General features: G+C 38.8%; 15 protein-coding genes and 1 tRNA gene. 6 read left to right on the top strand and 10 right to left on the bottom strand.

The genetic code is table 11. The annotated features are described in order from the left end of the window. Positions 1-379 precede the first annotated feature (379 nt). On the top strand, positions 380-958 hold the full coding sequence (locus BUB71_RS18590; protein WP_245815730.1) for a TetR/AcrR family transcriptional regulator: 579 nt from the start codon (positions 380-382) through the stop codon (positions 956-958). A 70-nt stretch (positions 959-1028) separates the two neighbouring features. Continuing rightward, positions 1029-2405, top strand: coding sequence for an MFS transporter (locus tag BUB71_RS18585; RefSeq protein WP_073158711.1), 1377 nt, complete (start codon positions 1029-1031; stop codon positions 2403-2405). 127 nt (positions 2406-2532) lie between these two features. Here BUB71_RS18585 and BUB71_RS18580 read toward each other — a convergent pair whose 3' ends face one another. Further along, a complete protein-coding gene (locus tag BUB71_RS18580) occupies positions 2533-3891 on the bottom strand; it encodes an aminotransferase-like domain-containing protein (RefSeq protein WP_073158708.1) in 1359 nt (452 codons plus the stop codon). Positions 3892-3998: 107 nt separating this feature from the next. Between BUB71_RS18580 and BUB71_RS18575 the strand changes: the two genes are divergently transcribed. Further along, positions 3999-4955: a DMT family transporter gene (locus BUB71_RS18575; protein WP_073158705.1), complete on the top strand. Its 957-nt coding sequence runs from the start codon at positions 3999-4001 to the stop codon at positions 4953-4955. 337 nt (positions 4956-5292) lie between these two features. Here the strand turns inward: BUB71_RS18575 and BUB71_RS18570 are convergent, their stop codons facing one another. The 8 genes from BUB71_RS18570 to BUB71_RS18535 all read right to left on the bottom strand — a co-directional run bounded on the left by BUB71_RS18570 (position 5293) and on the right by BUB71_RS18535 (position 12538). Beyond that, positions 5293-5538 (bottom strand): glutaredoxin family protein, encoded by a 246-nt coding sequence (locus BUB71_RS18570; protein WP_073158702.1) that lies wholly within the window; start codon positions 5536-5538, stop codon positions 5293-5295. A gap of 26 nt (positions 5539-5564) precedes the next feature. Then, on the bottom strand, positions 5565-5771 hold the full coding sequence (locus tag BUB71_RS18565; protein ID WP_073158699.1) for a cation transporter: 207 nt from the start codon (positions 5769-5771) through the stop codon (positions 5565-5567). Positions 5772-5876: 105 nt separating this feature from the next. Next, positions 5877-6227, bottom strand: a complete 351-nt coding sequence (locus BUB71_RS18560; protein ID WP_073158696.1) for a metal-sensitive transcriptional regulator — start codon at positions 6225-6227, stop codon at positions 5877-5879. A 417-nt stretch (positions 6228-6644) separates the two neighbouring features. After that, entirely contained in the window at positions 6645-7418 is a 774-nt protein-coding gene (locus tag BUB71_RS18555; protein WP_084731831.1) for a hypothetical protein, read from the bottom strand. Positions 7419-7815: 397 nt separating this feature from the next. Then, positions 7816-8880: an LLM class flavin-dependent oxidoreductase gene (locus BUB71_RS18550; RefSeq protein ID WP_073158693.1), complete on the bottom strand. Its 1065-nt coding sequence runs from the start codon at positions 8878-8880 to the stop codon at positions 7816-7818. 38 nt (positions 8881-8918) lie between these two features. Beyond that, entirely contained in the window at positions 8919-9974 is a 1056-nt protein-coding gene (locus BUB71_RS18545) for an LLM class flavin-dependent oxidoreductase (RefSeq protein WP_073158690.1), read from the bottom strand. A gap of 294 nt (positions 9975-10268) precedes the next feature. After that, the gene (locus tag BUB71_RS18540; RefSeq protein ID WP_073158686.1) at positions 10269-11147 is read right to left on the bottom strand and encodes a VOC family protein; all 879 of its coding nucleotides are present in this window, start codon (positions 11145-11147) and stop codon (positions 10269-10271) included. Positions 11148-11362: 215 nt separating this feature from the next. Beyond that, positions 11363-12538, bottom strand: a complete 1176-nt coding sequence (locus BUB71_RS18535) for an MFS transporter (RefSeq protein ID WP_073158683.1) — start codon at positions 12536-12538, stop codon at positions 11363-11365. A gap of 194 nt (positions 12539-12732) precedes the next feature. On the opposite strand from BUB71_RS18535, the gene BUB71_RS18530 reads away from it, so the two are divergent. The 3 genes from BUB71_RS18530 to BUB71_RS18520 all read left to right on the top strand — a co-directional run bounded on the left by BUB71_RS18530 (position 12733) and on the right by BUB71_RS18520 (position 14777). Then, positions 12733-13047 carry an ArsR/SmtB family transcription factor gene (locus BUB71_RS18530; protein ID WP_073158681.1) on the top strand — a complete coding sequence of 105 codons (315 nt, stop codon included), beginning with the start codon at positions 12733-12735 and terminating at the stop codon, positions 13045-13047. A 391-nt stretch (positions 13048-13438) separates the two neighbouring features. Continuing rightward, positions 13439-14125, top strand: a complete 687-nt coding sequence (locus BUB71_RS18525; RefSeq protein ID WP_073158678.1) for a hypothetical protein — start codon at positions 13439-13441, stop codon at positions 14123-14125. A gap of 118 nt (positions 14126-14243) precedes the next feature. Next, on the top strand, positions 14244-14777 hold the full coding sequence (locus BUB71_RS18520) for a TetR/AcrR family transcriptional regulator (protein ID WP_422785158.1): 534 nt from the start codon (positions 14244-14246) through the stop codon (positions 14775-14777). 600 nt (positions 14778-15377) lie between these two features. On the opposite strand, the gene BUB71_RS18515 is transcribed toward BUB71_RS18520, so the two are convergent. Then, positions 15378-15453 (bottom strand) — tRNA-Ala (locus BUB71_RS18515). Positions 15454-15469: the final 16 nt, after the last annotated feature.

The following is a 15469-nucleotide window of genomic DNA, read 5'->3' as shown; positions in this document are numbered from 1 at the left end:
CAACATGACTTTCTTTTCATATCTCATTTTCAAAGTGCGACTTGATGTCTTGCCGCATCTTGCGGCGACAAGCAATAATATAACACCTTTCGATTCTCTTTGCAAGAGGTTTTTTAAATTTTTTTCAAGAAATATTATACTTTGTCCAAATCAACCCCTTGAAGAGAGTATATAGATTGATATGAAAACATACCCTCTTCTCGCACACTACCTACTGAGGATTAATTCAAACCTACGCTTTTTTCACATTAGCTAGTTGGGAAAGTTTCATCTCATGATGATACAAGCAATAAATCAACATTCTACTTGACATCATCTTTCATTTATTCTATTATAATGACAGTCAGCACTGACACCCTGTATGCAAAGGAGGCTGATTGTGCAGCATTCCTCTAAAATGAATACAAGCGATCAATTGATGTTAACTGCTATTGATTTAATGTCAGAAAAGGGCTATAACGGCGTTAGCACAAAGGAAATTGCTGAAAAAGCAGGTTTTAGCGAGAAAACTTTATTTCGTCACTTTGGAAACAAACGAAACATCCTTGCGACTGCTTTTAATCGTTTTCATTATGGCCCGGAAATGGATTCGATCTTTTTTGACCAAATTAAGTGGAATCTTAAAGCAGATTTGCAACTCATTAGTGCAACATACCAAGGAAACATGGATCGAAATCGAAAACTAATCAAAATCAGTCAAAAAATGGAAACCGACGAGCATAATGAATTAAAGAAGCTAACGCACGATTATCCCCGACAGTTAAAAAAATATCTAACGCAGTATTTTTCCGAAATGATTCGCCAGAAGAAAGTGATCCAGACAGATCCAGAAATACAAGCACGAATGTTTCTGGTTATGAATTATGGTGCATTTATGCATGGACTTGAAACCAGCTTACCAGAGAAAGATTTTATCTCTGAGAGTGTACAGTTATTTACTAGGGGTTTATCTCCCTAGTCTTTTTAACATCATTATGACAGTAAGTACTGACTATCATTGTTAATTCTATAAATAAGAAGGTGCAAATATGAATTCAACTGGTGAAAAACTAACTCGTATCATGGCCTTTACCCTGATCATATCGGCAATGAGTGGACTCATGTTTATGTTTGTGTTACCACAAATGAGCAAAGAGTTTCATCTCTCAATGGCACAAACAAGTTGGATGACCACTTCATATAGCCTAATCTATGCACTTGGAACTGTCACATATGGAAAATTAACAGAACGATTTCAGTTGAAAAGCTTGATTACCTTTGGGATTCTTGTCTTTGCAATTGGATCATTGATCGGTCTCATCTCAACCACTTTTGCGATGGCAATAGTCGGCAGATGTTTACAATCGGTAGGAGCTTCCGTCATACCCGCTACCGCCATGTTAATTCCAATCCGTTACTTTACCCCTGAAACAAGAGGGAAAGCAATGGGGATGACTGCGCTTGGTCTTGCAGTTGGCTCTGCTATTGGCCCTGTGGTTACATCATTCATTGTTAGTGTTGCCCATTGGAGATGGTTATTTGCCGTACCATTGCTCAGCCTGATCGTCCTACCCTTTTTCCGTAAATACCTAGCTGATGAACCAAAGACCGTAGCAACATCAACATCTTTTGATGGATTAGGTGGCGGTCTACTAGGTGCAACTGTTACATTATTTATGTTAGGTATTACAAATGGTACAGGGTGGTATTTTATTGGTAGTTTGATTACGCTCGTTCTATTTATCATCCGGATTCGAACAGCAACAGCTCCGTTTATTCAACCAATTTTATTTCGCAATAAAAAGTATACATTAGGCATTACCCTAGCATTCCTTGCAAGTGGTTCTGTTGCTTCTCTTTACTTTCTTAGCCCTCTTTTCTTATCAAGTGTCTATCACCTTCCAGCTAATATGATCGGATTCTCAATGGTTCCAGCAGCCGTCGTCTCTGCTCTCGTTAGCCGCAAGGCGGGTAGCTTAGCTGATTCAAAGGGAGATGCTTATCTTTTCAAGATTGCAGCAAGTCTTTTAATCAGTAGTTTCCTACTTCTATCCACCTTTATAGGTAGCTTTATTCTCTTGATTGTCCTTTTTCTCATCGCAGGTAATGTTGGACAGACATCTTTACAACTGGCGATGAATAATACCATCTCAAAAACACTCGACAAACAACATGCGGGTGTCGGTATGGGAATGCTGGCCATGCTTAACTTTATCGTGCAAGGAGTCGCGACAACACTTTATGGCAAATGGATCGATCAAGGGGCATCTACTCAATGGAACCCCTTTCTAACCCACTTGCAAGGCACTATATTCAGCAACATCTTCTTAGTACTTGTAGGCGTGTTCTTACTGATTTCCATTTCTTATTTCCTGCTTTTTACCAATAGAAAAAAAACCGTTCAGATGCAATCACTTCATTCTTAAAATGAACAAGCCAGTTGGAAATTCCATTTTAACTGGCTTGTTTCTTAATGAGTAGGCACTCAACGCCACCAATCACCTATACTCGCTCATTGGTTTTTTTCTTCAATCTGTATCTAAGATCATTTCCTTAGAAAAATTGACGTTTTTGAAGGTGAGACAACCGATTAATCTCTTTCACCACTCTTGTCACACCTTCCTCAATCTTCACTTCAGGCACTGTTGAAAGATTGAGCCGAATCATTCGTTTTGCTGGATAAGAGGATAAATAGCTGTTATACATCGTTCCAAATCGTACTTGATATTGATCCAACTTACTTTGTAATTTAGGGAGTGAAATGGGATATTTAAGCAATAGATGTGAATGAAGACCCGATTGAAGAACTGGGTATGAGATCGTATCTGCTATCTCGAGATTGTCCAAAACTTGATTTAACTTCTTCATTCTTGATACATATACTGCTCGTATTTTTTCTTGATGATATTGATACATACCATTTTTAATATAGATTTCAAGCCCTGCTTGAGATAGCATCGAACTATCTATATCGTGAATACTTTTATACTGAATAAATGAAGAGATCAACTCAGATGGAAGAATGATGACACCTACTCTTAACCCTGGAAATAGATTTTTAGAGAAGCTTTTTAAATAAATAACATTGTCCCGGTTATACGAATAAATTGGATCAGCTTTAGAGTCTACTTCAAAATCGACTAAATAATCATCCTCCACAATATAAACTTGATACCGTCTGGCTAATTCAGCTAACTCCTTTTTCTCTGCTTGGGTATACGAAGTGCCTAGTGGATTATGAAAACGAGACGTTGTATAAAAAAATTTGATCGATTTTGTTTGAAATAGATGTTCAACATAATCAAGATCGATTCCCTTTGCAGTACGCTCAATGCCTATGCTCGGCAACTGTGCAAGTTTCAACAATTGAACAAGCAGATGATAAGTCGGTTGTTCAACCAAAACCATCTCTTTTTGATTTGGGAATGGCATCATAGTCAAAATGGAAAGTGCCCGTTGCACACCTGAGGTAATCACAAACTGATTCAGATCCGCAAATACCTGATATGCTGCTAAATGTTTCTGTAATACTTCGATTAAAGAAAGGAGTCCATGTGATGTACCATAAACAAATAGGCTATCTTGATAGCGGTCAATCGCTTGATTGAGACAATGTTGAAAGTCCCGATAGGGAAATAATTGAGAATCAGGCGATGCCGAAGCAAAGTCAATCCATTCACCTGATTTATTATCTTCTTGACTCCCTTTTTTCACCACAAAGTAACCACTCTGAGCCTTCGCATAAACCAAATGTTGTTGCTCTAATTGATGAAATGCGCGAATCACAGTGCTTTTACTACATTGATATGCTTTTGCTAAGGATCGGATGGAAGGCAGCCTCTCTCCCTCTTTCCAGTGCCCTTGTGCAATTTTTCGTTGCATCTCCTGGACTAAAGTTTCATAACGATAAATTGTGATCGTCTCCTTTTTGTATCGGTACAGTTGTATGAAATATACCTCGTGCTTGTTTTCAGCCGTTGTTATAGTTGAAGCAGATCAGATACACGGAGGAGATAAATATGGAACAACAGAAAAAAGGGTTTGCTTATCTTGCAGCCATTTCATACTCCATTTTCATTGGATTTTCTTTTATGTTCTTAAAACTAATTGTAAACCAAGTCCCCACCATGGATATTTTAGCCTATCGCTTTGGCATTGCTTTTATCATCTTAACGATTCCATTGCTGTTTGGCTGGGTGAAACTAAACCTACACATAAGAGATTTCTTACGCTTTCTACCTCTTGCTTTGTTTTACCCTGTTTTGTTTTTTGTCTTTCAAGCCTTGGGAATGATCGGTGCTAGTTCTGCTGAGGGTGGGATCATTCAAGCTACTGCTCCCATCTTTACGATTATTCTTTCAACACTCTTTTTAAAGGAGAAAACTAATCTTCTTCAAAAGATTTCTCTATTAATTTCTGTAGCTGGCGTTATCACTATTTTTGCCTTACAGGGATCATCTTTTTCACTCGATCACTTACAAAGTATACTAGTTTTACTGTTATCCACCTTAACATTTGCCATCTATAGTATCTTAGCTAGGCCTATGAATCAAACTTATCGATTCTTTGATATTACTTATGCCATCATTGCACTAAGTTTTATCATTTTTACAGCGGTAGCAATAATCCAACATTCCGTCTCAGGAAACTTCAACACGCTATTCACACCTTTTACCCAACCTGTTTTCTGGTATAGCATTTTTTACTTGGGAAGTTTCAGTACTGTTTTTGCTGTATTATTATCCAATTATGCTTTTTCCAAACTTGAGGCTTATAAAGTGAGTGTTTTTAGCAATTTGGCTACTTTGGTCTCGATCATAGCTGGAATCATCTTTTTGCACGAACCTGTTACATTTGCACATTTGATTGGATCGATTATGATTATTGCTGGTGTATTAGGTACAAATTTGGCTGGACATAAACCACAGAAAGACACGAAAGATGTTCCAAAGCTTAAAAAAGTTACAAGCACATAATAAAAAGCTGTGCCCTATTTAGAGTACAGCTTCAGAGTGACGAAAAACCCTAAGTTGAGAAAGCGAATTAGACAAAGTAGATGTATCATTCCCATGAGGAAATGGTTCGCAATGTAGCCGACTTTCAGGCGCTACAAAGCCGCGACTGTGTAGCGAAGAATAGGCAGTAGTACTGTCCTGAGGCATAGCCAGTTGATAACGCACTGAGCGAGCAGACGCGGCGCCTTGAAGACATCTTCGCAGCCTGGAATGGAGGCGAAGCGTGAAATATTGACGGAACCTTTACTTTGTCTACATGCTGTAGCTGTGCCCTATTTGGAGCACAGCTTATCTGATATTATGACTTCACAAGTTGTTGAATCTGCTCGAAATGATCAGTAAAACCAACAAAAACTTGCTCATCAATAACAATCGTAGGAACTGTTTGCTTCTGAGTCAGGTCATATACCTCTTTTGGGTAGGCTGAATTGGTCGTACAATCTTTCTCTAAAAATTGAACACCAACTTCTGTAAAATAACGCTTTGCTGCATGACAGTCAGCGCAAGTGGGAAGTGTATAAATCACAATTTCTTTGTCTGCCATTTTAAATCCCCCTTCAACCTCTTCATTCAAGAGTTGCTTACTACATCATATCCCAAATCCTCAATGGTCTCTTTAATCGCTTCGATTGACGGTTTGCCTTCTTGATAATCAATCTCCACTTGATGCGTTGCTAAATCAACATTTGCTTTTACATCTATTTCTTTTAAAGCTCCTTCAATGCTAGAGACACAATGAGCACAAGACATACCCTCTACTTTTAGAATTTTTTTCATTTTATATTTCCTCCTTTTTTAGTACCATACTATCCTAATGTATAAAGAGATGCTAATTAGTTAATCAGATAGATGATGATAACATGACGTTTATATTTTATCCAATTATTTCATTAATTTCTTGATTGTAACCAAAAGTTCATCTAAAACTTGTGCATCACCATCTTGAATTTTTTCTATTACACAACTTTTCATATGTGATTCTAAGAGGACACGACCAACGCTATTAAGCGCTGACTGAACAGCAGCAATCTGGTTTAATACATCATCACAATAGGTATCGCGATCAATCATCGCTTTGATTCCACGTATCTGCCCTTCAATCCGATTTAACCTTGAGGTTAAAGCTCTCTTCTCTTGCTGAGAATGATGACTTGATTTTTCTGGTGAACAACAATCTTCTGAAGCAGAGTTATGACTTGTTGTGAGTTGTTCCTTCACCAAAAGTTGGTCCATGGTTACACCTCCCTTCCACAACACGGTTCATTCTATCCACCTGCTTTAGAGTACTCCCACTATAAGTGGTGAAATCAATGTGATGTTGTTCGACATCCCTTTTAAAGGATGTTTAAAACAACTATTTTTAATTAGAATAATACTAGCTCTTGAAAACTGGTGCTCAACAAGTTGGGGTGTTGATGTCTTTCATTGCTCTACTCGTCGATTTTGGGAACCTGAGTGATATAAGGTTGATACAGGAAATGGGTTGTCATCTATGATCTTCGACTATTCTGCTCATCAAAGTTTCGAAAACCAAGTGAAGGTTGTGAGCGTTGCAAAACTTTTTTCACTGTTGGAACTGTGGGTTAGAGCCTGCTTAGAACACTTATTATCACAGGAATCTGCCTACCTCTACATGTGAAAGTTGTTCAATTAACTAACATTTACCACATATGAAACGGTAATCAATTGTCCTGAACGTTGAAACTGTCCCCAAATCTTATATAAACCTTTTGTAGGAAATTTCGTAGCAAATCTTGCTTCTGGACCTGTCGCATCTTCCTCAAGCGGGTGAACGTGTAAATACTGCTCTAAGTCTTCACTGATAATGACAACATGACCAACTGCTCCTAATACCTGCTCAAGATCAGTGATGGGCTCCCCATATTTAGCATCTTCCAGGGTAAAGATGAGTTGTGTGTCTTGTTGCACACTTGGGCTTGGATTCATAGTAAGAACAATTTCTAAGTCATTTACATCTTTTGTTAATAATTCATCTGCTATAATCGGCTGTTTATCTTGCTCACCTTCAATGAAGAAGTCGTGGGTTGCAGTTATATGGCTGCCACCTTTCGGGATGAAATCGGCATACAAACGAAATTTTCCACCCTTAGGAAACTTTGCGTCGTTAACTATAAAAGTGCCATTTCCTTTCCATTCGGGATGCAAGTGATCAAAAAATGATAAATCTTCACTTACCACAATCAAATGCATTTTTTTATCATGACTAATATCAAATTCTTCAATCCGATTTCCATGCTGATCTGAGATAATAATCTCGACTTGACCTTCTTGATTTGCATGATGAATAGAAGAAGTCCAATCGGTCACCACTTCATTTGCTCCATGATGACTCATATGATGTTCATGATGATGGTGATGTTCATTCATTAGTACGGAATTAGTGTTTTTCGTTTGATGATTCATTTTGAATTCCTCCAGCTTGGTTTATTGGTTAGTAATGTCCGATCGGGTAAAAAGTACTCCTTTTGATCAGATGATCTCGTTGACTGAATTTATAATACCATACCCCCCTTATGTATGTAAAGACCCATTCAAAAAATTTTATCCGTCATCTACCCTACAGGAGAGTACCAAGCCCATCTCTTTTCCCTAGAATAGGCTTAGTACAGATCATTACTCCCAAAAAGTATTCATGAGGGCTACTTTTCAATTTGCAAATAAATCATGCGCCTTACATGATCGAGTCATGGTTATGAACACGCTGTGTTATCGAGAATCAGGCTCACCTCTTTTTCTTCAGGTGTTTTATACCCTGGGGAGCTATAAGACTTGAACAGTATGTTGAAATCAAAAGACTGAATTAAGCAGTTTCCTTACTAATTTTTCTTAATCTAGGTAAGATCAAATCTGAAATCCGATATGCTTCTTCAAGATGAGGTATACCTGCGATTGCAAAAATATCGGCTCCTAGGCTCATATAATCTTGGATACACTTGACTACAGAATCTGGATTGCCCACTACAGCAAATGGACCGATATTAACTAAGGATGTACCAGCCCACAAATGTTCATCAATTTTTAAACTTGCGTTTGCTTCTATGATTCTTGTTTGTCGCTCTCTTCCTTGTGAATCAAAACGAGTTCTTAAAAGATGATGAAATTGATCAATCTCATCTTGCTTAATATGCTGAATCATTTCATTTGCCGCTTGCCATGCTTCCTCTTCTTGCTCACGCACAATGATATAAAGGCCAATTGCAAAGCGAATCGAACGATTATATGCTTGCGCTTTTTTACGAACAGATGCAAAGATTTCTGCTGTCTCTTTTAACGGCTCGCCAAACATTAAATAAACATCTGCATGTTTTGCTGCAACTGATTGTCCAATCTCAGACGAACCGACACAGTAGATGGGCGGATATGGCTTTTGCTTTGGTTCAAATAAAAGTCTTGAGGAATCTGTATTTAGATATTTCCCATGATAAGAGACCGTTTCTCCTACCATGAGTTGTCTATAGACTGTTAAAAATTCATCTGTATATTCATGTCTTTGATCATGAGCCATAAAAACGCCATCGGAAGCTAACTCTGCTGGAGCTGCTCCAGATACAATATTTAAAGCAATTCTGCCATTTGAAACTCGATCAAATGTAGTCGCCATACGTGCTGCTGCTGTTGGAGAAATAATACTTGGACGTAGTGCGATCAAGAAATTTGCCTGCTTTGTAGCATCGATCAATGAGGCAGCCATAATCCACGGATCTTCACAGTAGCTACCCGTACCTAAATACATCCCATCATATCCGAGCGAATCAATCGTTTGCGCAACTTGCTTCAAGTAGGAATGATCTGTGCACAGTTTTTTCTTATCTGCCCCAAAATATTGTTGATCACCAAGTGTTGGTAACCAATAGATAATTTCCATTTTCACACTCCAATATTCACTTTTCTTAACTTACGTCCCTATAACTCCAATTTTGCTCGTACTCTTGGTAAGACAAGTTCAGCAACACGATATGCTTCTTCTAAATGAGGAATCCCTGCTAATGTAAATGAAGTAACACCAATATCGACATATTCTAATAGACAATTGGCTACCGATTCTGGATCACCGACAACACCTAATGGACCGACATCGGCTAAGGTCGTACCTGCCCATAGATGATCACCTACTTTTAATGATGGACTTTCCGCAATTAAATTTGTTCTTCGATCTAAACAATCCGCGTCATACTTGGCAATCTTCCGATTAAACTTGTCCATCTCATCTTCACCTACATGTTTTATCAATTCATTTGCAACTGCCCATGCTTCGCTCTCTTTTTCACGTACAATCACATATAAACACATGCCGAATCGAATCTTTCGGTTATACTTTTCCGCTTTCATTCGGATTGAATCAATAATCTCTTTTGCTTTCTTTGGAGGCTCTCCCCATAAAAGATAAGTATCAGCATGCCTAGCAGCAACTTCCCTACCAATTTCAGAAGTGCCGCCAAAGTATAAGGGTGGATGTTGACTCCGAGTGGGAGGAAAATTCAGTTTCGCTGAATCAACTTGAAAGTAGCTACCTTGAAAAGTAACCTCTTCACCTCTCAATAACTGTTTAAAGATTGCTAAAAATTCCTCAGCCTGTTCATATCTTTGATCATGAGTGATTGAAATCCCATCAGCGAGCATCTCAGGTGTAGAAATCCCAGAGACGAGATTTAAAGCAATCCTTCCTTTTGAAATTCGATCAAAAGATGCTACCATCCGTGAAGCTACAGTTGGCGAAATACCATTTGGTCGTTGCGCCAATATAAAGTGAACTTTTTGCGTAAGATGGATCAATGAAGAAGCTGTTATCCAAGGGTCTTCGCAGTGACTTCCTGTGCCTAGAAACATCGCGTCATATCCTAAAAACTCCACAGCTTGCGCAACTTGCTGAAGATATAATGGATCTGTTCCACGATTTTTATTTTCGACACCAAAATAGCGACCATCTCCATGGCTTGGTAACCACCAAACAAATTCCATTACATCACACCTGTCACTTAATCATGTAGATCAAATATTCATTATAATATTAATAGTAAAATAATTCAATCCCCAACACTACATTGGAACGATCACATAAAAATCTGTTGATAGATCAAAAAGTCCATCTTCATTATAACAACATAAAAAAAGCTTCATCAATACTCCATCCGAGCAAGCAAATTCATCAAGAATAACGGAGACAACTATGACAGAAAATCATTTTTTGCTCTAAAGTAAGAATCGGACAAAAAAGGGAATTTAAATCCCCTGTTTCGACACAGGGGGGAGTGATCAATGATCATTCTTCTCTAATTCAGCGATGTCTAATTTTTTCATTTTTAGAAATGCTTGAGTGATTCTAGCTGATTTTTGTTTATCTTTTGTGCTTAACATATTATTCATCGACCTTGGCACAATTTGCCACGATACACCATAACGATCTTTTAGCCAACCACATTGTTCGGCTTCTGGAACAGCGGAAAGCTTATCCCAATAATAGTCAATCTCATGTTGATCCTGACAATAGACCATCAAAGAGACAGCTTCATTAAATGAGACATCACTTGCCCTTGCATTCTCCATCGCTGAAATTTTTTGATTTTCAAGGGTGAATTCTGCATATTGGACGGTTCCTGCTTGATTCCCGTCTTCCCCTTCTTCATAATAAGTGATTGTATCTAATTTTGAATCATGAAAAATTGACAGATAAAATTGAATGGCTTCCTGAGCTTTACCATACAGATCATTTGTAAATAACAAGGAAGGAACAATCTTTTGAGTAAAATCTTGATCAGTCAACATAATCTGCCAATTCAACCCATATTTATCTGTTAACCATCCATAACGATCACTAAATGGATAGGAGTCTAGCGGAATTAATAATTCACCATCTTCAAAAAGTTGATTCCAAAGTGTATCAACTTCTTCTTTGGTTTTACAATTTACGATAAATGAGATAGAAGGATTAAATTGAAATATAGGGCCTGCATTGATCGACATAAATTCCTGTCCAGCTAGGACAAATGAAACAATCTCAGAATCTCCTGATGGTGTACCTTGAAGCTTCATAATGTTTGTTACCTTTGATTGGTCCCCAAAAATAGAAACATAAAACTCAGCAGCTTCCTTCGCTTGATGATCAAACCATAAATGTGGAATGATTTTTTGCATGTTAACTCCCCCTTTTCAAAGAATTATAACAGATCTCTCTCGAAAAGGGAACGTATATTCTGGATTCGTGGCTCTATTCATTCTTCATGATTATATATAGAAGTAAGCGAATGAGAATGAATGAAAACAAAACTGCACCTCAAAACGAATAGTTGGATGCAGTTCATCATCTTGTGAAAAGAGAAACGCTTAATATCTCTTTGAGCAAATTGGTACTATGCTTTTTTCATGATCATATTTCTATCTAGGAATCCATTGAATAGCACGACTACCACTGTTAGCAAGATAACAATTGCTCCTACCCAAGAAACCGCATGAAGTCCATAAGAACTTTTAATGACAAATCCTCCGATAAAAGGTCCTAAAGCATTTCCTAGATTGATTGCTGAAACATTCATAGAAGAGGCTAATTCAGGCGCTTCAGGAGCAACTTGTACAATTCGACTTTGAACGGCTGGTGCAACAGAAAATGCCATTAAACCAAAGAGGAAAACAGTAATGATCGTGGTGATCTGATTTTGATCAGCAAAGGAAAATAAAATCATCACTGCGGCTAATGCCAATAAGAAGAAAGTAGAAGATCGAATTAAATTTTTATCGGCAGCTTTTCCTCCCCAAATAATCCCAATAGCTGAACCAATACCGACCAGTGCTAAGAGAAAACTAGTCCAACCAGGGCTGAATTTAGAAATATCTTGGAGAATGGTCGACAGATAGGCAAAGAGCATAGATATTCCTGTAGCAAATAAAACAGACATTAACAACGTAGATAACACTTTTGGTCGATATAAAACTGGAATTTGACTAAATGGATTGCCGTTTGGTTGCTTTTTCACTGTAGGTACTTGTATAAAGATTAATATAAATGCAAGCACACCTAAGATCACAATACTCCAAAAAGCAGATTGCCAACCAAAGAGTTGTCCGATAAAAGTACCCAAAGGAACACCCACTACATTGGCTATCGTGACCCCCGCAAATACAAGAGCAATTGCGCTTCCTTGTTTATCGGAACTAACCATGTTTGCTGCCATGACTGAACTGACACCAAAGAACACGCCATGACAGAGGGCTGTGATAATACGCGATAACATCAAAACCCAGTAAGTTTCGGATAGTGCAGAGACGACATTACCTAAAATAAATATAATCATCAATAAAAGAAGAAGTGTTTTTTTAGAAATAGACGAGGTGAGCACACTTATGATTGGACCTCCAAAGGCGATTGTTAAAGCATATCCTGAAACTAATGTTCCTGCTGTGGCAATCGAGATATGAAGATCTTGACTAATTTCAGGTAAAAGCCCCATGATGATAAATTCGGTCGTACCAATAGCGAAAACACTGAATGTTAAGATGTAAAGCGCAAGAGGAAACCTTGTTTTTTCCATAATAATCCCTTCTAACTCTATTTTTATTTTGTAAAGCGATAACCATTAATTATTCTTTTCTCAATAATCTATTGTACTAGTTTTTTGGTACATAAGTACATTAGCACGCCCTCAAAAAGAAGTCAATCCTTTTCTTGAATTACTAGTTTTTTGGTACATTTGAACTATACGCACGAATATGTTATTCTCTTCCTATGAGAAAACCACATCTACCTTCTATACACGATATAAGATTGACGTCTGTCCTACATGCTTTGAGTGATCCGCGACGCTTACAGATTGTAATGAGCCTAAATGATCATACAGAGCAAAACTGTGCAGTTTTTTATGATTTGATGCCCAAGTCCACGTTAACCCATCATCTAAAAGTCCTAAGAGAGGCAGGTGTGGCACAAGTAAGGATCGATGGAACTCAGCACTTTTACTCATTACGCGAAAAAGATCTGGAAGAACTTTTTCCAGGGCTACTCACATCTATTTTGAATTTAAATAAAGAATTGATTGAGTGATGTGCTATTTTTAACGATCTGTTTTTCGTTCGCGCAGAACCTGAGCATAACTTTCCTTCATAAAATAAAGCCAGCTTATCTAATCTGATAGCTGGCTTCACTATTTTTTTGGAGAGAAGAACATGAACGCTAGACGATTGGATAAAAAATAACGGAATTTTAGTAGCAATCAGATTTTTGTTTAGAGATGTTAAGTATTGTGAAGTGAAATAGATTCGCCGTTTTATATGCAATATTATATTTCCTTCAAGCACAATGGCTGCCCTATTCGTATATGCATGAGTCGAAACCCCAAATAGAATCATTTAATCATCCATATGGTTGATAAAATTATCTGTTTGGTTTATTATATTTATTAGTTAAATTAAACCTGAAAGTGAGTCAACAAGATATGCAAACAGTACAACCTTCAGACAAACAATTTCAAACCATGAATGGGATCGGCTTGACAATCCCTATTTTGAGCACTACATTTGGCTATATCAGTGGCTACACCATTGACCAACAACTTGGAATGGCTGGATTCGGTTTATTATGGGGAATCCTCGTCATGCTGATCGCCTCACGGATCTCTCAAGTCGGCGCACGCTCGATTAGGCAAGCAAACACACCCGTTTACATCATGCTACCGCTGGCGTGCATCGTACTGGGCGGTGCAATTCTTGGACATCTAGCTGGGCCCAACCCTAACGCGTTCCTCCAGTTACTTCAACAGTCCGGGTATGGACTCTTCTTCTTCACTCTGCACAGCCCATTCGAATGGATCTTGATGCCTTGGGCACTAATCGCCAACTGGCATCACCCGACCCGGCGTCGGCTACTCATCATTGCCGCAGGAATCTTCTACTTGGGACGTGTAGCCAGTGCCCTCTACTTTGCGCCAGCTGCCCTTTACTGGGGTCAGCATCCAGCGGAGGCAGTCGCGCACATCGATCAGGTTACGCTGTGGATCTATCTCGACTTCATCCGCCTTATCTGGCAAGATGTCGGTATCGTCGTACTGATGTTGATAGCAGCCCTCCATCCTAAGTTCCGTTTGGTCAACGGAGACAGTAGACCCGAACGTCGTCACACATAGTTTTAGGAGTGAATATAAAATTATGAGTAATAAGAAGCAAACGACACCTAAAAAAAACGATAGACCACGTCGCTCACCCAGCGCCGATCGCCAGCGCGATGCCGAACGGTCACGTCGATTGTTGCTAGCCTCCGCCTTGGACGAGTTTAGCGAAAAGGGTTTTGCCGGTGCCCGCACTGAAAATATAGCTGCTAGAGCTGGAGTGAACAAACAATTGATCACTTACTACTTTGGGGGAAAAGAAGGACTATATCGCGCAGTAGGAGAACAGTGGCTCGAGCTAGAGCAGGACTTCACAAAGCCGGGGATGCCGTTCGATGAACTAATAGACGCCTACGCACGTAATATTGATCCAAAGATGGCTCGTCTTCTTGTGTGGGAAGGATTACGACCCACACACACGACAGAGCACGAAGACCCAGTTGGTAACGATGATGAAAGCGTCGCAGACCTCCGAAAGCGCCAACAAGCAGGAGAGATTGCCTCAGAACTCGATCCTCGGTTCACAATACTGGCAATGATGGGCGCGCAATTGGTTCCAATAGCTACACCACAGCTCGCTCGTCGATTGACGGGTCTTGATCCCGAATCACCAGAGTTTATGAAGGAGTACAGAGTTTTCCTACAACAACTCGTTGAGCGGCTCAAATGATAGATAAACTACCTATACAAAAAGAAAAAAACAGCTCCCGATTGGAAACTTCATGATTGAACCTTCATGTTTGTTGTTTTTCATCATCCCCAACTTCTTTCAAAATATATGACAACGAACTAAAGAAGTGCAAAGACTCTGGGGGTGAACATCGAAGCGGTTTTTCAACCGCTTCTGATACATACATTAATCGACAAATTTTATAAATCAATTCTCTTTTGACAAAAAATATCGATTTTTTTGATCTCAGAATCTATAGTTTGATTACCCAAGATTCGATTTTACAACACTCGCTATACATGTCACACTACTGTTACAACAGAGAAACATCCAAAAATCGTCTCAGAACGCTTAGAACGCTCGATTACACGCATCACACCAGACACTTATAATTCATGTCCTACCTAATATGCAACAAGAAGCTGTGGATTGTGAATCATTCCTCATCCTATGCTCTAATAGCAAACAGGGGGATTCTTCATTCCCACAAACCACTTTAGTCTAGTAAAGGTTTGCAGTTTTGTTGGCAATTTCATATTTTCACTTCATATACAACCCTTGCACAAAAAGAAAAACCCTTGCAAATGCAAGGGTTTGTTGTGGTGGAGCTAAGCGGGATCGAACCGCTGACCTCCTGCTTGCAAGGCAGGCGCTCTCCCAGCTGAGCTATAGCCCCATATTCAACTTTAGAA

It is taken from the genome of Seinonella peptonophila (assembly GCF_900129355.1).
GTDB lineage: Bacteria > Bacillota > Bacilli > Thermoactinomycetales > Thermoactinomycetaceae > Seinonella > Seinonella peptonophila.
Note: the sequence above shows the minus strand (reverse complement) of the source record. Positions and strands in the feature narration are given on the sequence as shown.

Coding starts and splice junctions, on each gene's coding strand:
- BUB71_RS18585 (WP_073158711.1), top strand. CDS start 1,029: ATGAATTCAACTGGTGAAAAACTAACTCGTATCATGGCCTTTACCCTG.
- BUB71_RS18575 (WP_073158705.1), top strand. CDS start 3,999: ATGGAACAACAGAAAAAAGGGTTTGCTTATCTTGCAGCCATTTCATAC.
- BUB71_RS18570 (WP_073158702.1), bottom strand. CDS start 5,538: ATGGCAGACAAAGAAATTGTGATTTATACACTTCCCACTTGCGCTGAC.
- BUB71_RS18565 (WP_073158699.1), bottom strand. CDS start 5,771: ATGAAAAAAATTCTAAAAGTAGAGGGTATGTCTTGTGCTCATTGTGTC.
- BUB71_RS18560 (WP_073158696.1), bottom strand. CDS start 6,227: ATGGACCAACTTTTGGTGAAGGAACAACTCACAACAAGTCATAACTCT.
- BUB71_RS18555 (WP_084731831.1), bottom strand. CDS start 7,418: ATGAATCATCAAACGAAAAACACTAATTCCGTACTAATGAATGAACAT.
- BUB71_RS18550 (WP_073158693.1), bottom strand. CDS start 8,880: ATGGAAATTATCTATTGGTTACCAACACTTGGTGATCAACAATATTTT.
- BUB71_RS18545 (WP_073158690.1), bottom strand. CDS start 9,974: ATGGAATTTGTTTGGTGGTTACCAAGCCATGGAGATGGTCGCTATTTT.
- BUB71_RS18540 (WP_073158686.1), bottom strand. CDS start 11,147: ATGCAAAAAATCATTCCACATTTATGGTTTGATCATCAAGCGAAGGAA.
- BUB71_RS18535 (WP_073158683.1), bottom strand. CDS start 12,538: ATGGAAAAAACAAGGTTTCCTCTTGCGCTTTACATCTTAACATTCAGT.
- BUB71_RS18530 (WP_073158681.1), top strand. CDS start 12,733: ATGAGAAAACCACATCTACCTTCTATACACGATATAAGATTGACGTCT.
- BUB71_RS18525 (WP_073158678.1), top strand. CDS start 13,439: ATGCAAACAGTACAACCTTCAGACAAACAATTTCAAACCATGAATGGG.